Below are 2,019 nucleotides of genomic sequence, written 5' to 3'. Positions count from 1 at the left end.
GACACCTCACCGACCTCGAACCACACGGTCTTGGACTCCGCGGAGGAGGCCACGCCCCAGCGCGTCACGAGCTGGTCGACCATCAGCAGGCCACGTCCGGTGGCGGCCAGGCTGGCGTAGTGGCGCGGCACCGGCAGGTGGGCGCTGCGGTCCTGGACCGCGACCCGGGCACCGCCCTCGTAGAGCTGCACCGCGACGACGATGTCGGTCCCGGCATGGACCACGGCGTTGGTGACCAGCTCACTCACGCAGAGCTCGGCCGTGTCCACCAGTTCGAGGTCGAACGAGGACCCGGAGAAGGCGGCGCGCACCGCGCGGCGGGCCTCGGCGACGCTCGACGGGTGCGGCCGCAGCTGCCGGTTCTCCCGAGAGCGATCTCGACTGGGGTCGGTCACGCGACGTTTCTACCCCAACCGTCACGTGCGACACACCGCGTTCGGGGCCAGTTCACTACCTCAAGAGAAGGAATCCTCCACCGGCACAGGAGATCGGCCGATCTGGGCCCGTCCGCCGTGGCAGCGCGAAGGAATCGCCGCGACGTGCAACCTTGGAGGTGCGTGGTGCGTCTTCAGGTCAGAGAAGCACGGGAGAACCACGGAGAGGAACACGTCATGTCACGCAGGATCGTCGCTGTCGCCGTCGCGACCACCGCCCTCGCGGGCGGAGCCTGGGGCGTCGGTTCGGCGTACGCCGACCACCGCTCGGAGCTCGAGGACGCCCGCCCCTCGGCCGCGGAGCCAGCTGAACGCCCACGTCCGCTCGGCGTCGAGCCCGCGCCTGCCCCGACTGCCACCCCCACGCCGCGCCCCACCGAGCCGGCGCAGCGACCCGCGCCCCGTCGTACCCCGGCACCCCAGGTCACCCTCGAGCCCACGCCGGAGCCCGCTCCGGTCCTGCTCGCCGCGGGCGACGAGGGTCCGGAGGTGCGCGAGATGCAGGCCCGCCTGCGCCAGATCTTCTGGCTCTCCGGAGACGTCACCGACTACTACGGCGACACCTCGCGCGCTGCCATAGCCGGCTTCCAGACCAAGCGCGGCCTGCCGTCCACCGGCTCCCTGGACACCGTGACGCTCGAGCGGCTGGAGGGCATGACGACCGAGCCCACCTCCGACGAGCTGGCCAACATCGAGCCCGAGCCGGTCGACCCGGCGGACGGCGCCGTCCTGGACCCGCGCTGCGAGACCGGCCGCGTGCTGTGCATCGACAAGTCCAGCAACAGCCTGCGCTGGGTGGTCGACGGTGACGTGCAGCTCACGCTGGACGCCCGCTTCGGCGGTAACGGCTACACCACCCGCGAGGGGCAGTTCGCCGTCAACGAGAAGAGCCGTGACCATGTCTCGAGCATCTACGACACCTCGATGCCGTTCGCGATGTTCTTCAGCGGCGGGCAGGCGGTCCACTACTCGCCCGACTTCGCCGCCACCGGCTACGCCGGCGCTTCGCACGGCTGCGTGAACATTCGCGACTACGACGCCATCGCAGGCTTGTACGACGAGGTCCAGCTCGGCGACAAGGTCGTCGTCTACTGGTCCTGAGGCGATCCCCCGCGGTTCATACTCGTCGCATGCCTGACCTCGACTTCGAGATGCAGGGTCCCGTCGTGGAGTGGCGGGGCCCTGCGCCGTTCTACTTCCTCGCGCTGCCCGTCGAGGACAGCGAGGACCTCAAGCTCGCGGCCAAGGGGATGGAGTACTGGGGCCAGGTCCCGGTCGTGGCCCGCATCGGGGCGACCGACTTCACCACCGCACTGTTCCCCAAGGACGGGCGCTACCTGCTCCCGCTCAAGGACGCGGTACGTCGAGCCGAGGGCATCGACGTGGAGGACGTGCTGACCGTGTCGCTGTCGCTCGGCCGGCCCTGAGGCGAGCCCGTCGCGGGTCAGCGGCCGTGGAACTGCGGTGACCGCTTCTCCATGAAGGCCTTCGGGCCCTCCTTCGCGTCCTCGCTGGCGAAGACCGCGGCACCGACCTCGGCGTCGGCCTTCCAGGTGTCGTTCTCGTGCCGGCCCTCGCTGTCGCG

3 protein-coding genes are annotated in these 2,019 nt (G+C 70.5%); 2 read left to right on the top strand and 1 reads right to left on the bottom strand.

Annotated elements, in window-relative coordinates:
- On the bottom strand, positions 1-395 hold a 395-nt coding region (locus tag RMN98_RS02985), incomplete at its 3' end, for an ATP-binding protein (RefSeq protein WP_309647318.1).
- Positions 396-611: 216 nt separating this feature from the next.
- Between RMN98_RS02985 and RMN98_RS02980 the strand changes: the two genes are divergently transcribed.
- Both RMN98_RS02980 and RMN98_RS02975 read left to right on the top strand, forming a co-directional pair.
- Complete coding sequence (locus RMN98_RS02980; RefSeq protein WP_309647317.1) at positions 612-1,535, top strand: L,D-transpeptidase family protein; 924 nt, start codon at positions 612-614, stop codon at positions 1,533-1,535.
- A 29-nt stretch (positions 1,536-1,564) separates the two neighbouring features.
- Complete coding sequence (locus RMN98_RS02975; RefSeq protein WP_309647316.1) at positions 1,565-1,861, top strand: DUF1905 domain-containing protein; 297 nt, start codon at positions 1,565-1,567, stop codon at positions 1,859-1,861.
- Positions 1,862-2,019: the final 158 nt, after the last annotated feature.

Source organism: Nocardioides sp. (assembly GCF_031397825.1).
Lineage (GTDB): Bacteria > Actinomycetota > Actinomycetes > Propionibacteriales > Nocardioidaceae > Nocardioides.
The sequence above is the reverse complement of the archived record's forward strand: the minus strand, read 5'-3'. Positions and strand labels throughout refer to the sequence as shown.

Coding starts and splice junctions, on each gene's coding strand:
- RMN98_RS02980 (WP_309647317.1), top strand. CDS start 612: ATGTCACGCAGGATCGTCGCTGTCGCCGTCGCGACCACCGCCCTCGCG.
- RMN98_RS02975 (WP_309647316.1), top strand. CDS start 1,565: ATGCCTGACCTCGACTTCGAGATGCAGGGTCCCGTCGTGGAGTGGCGG.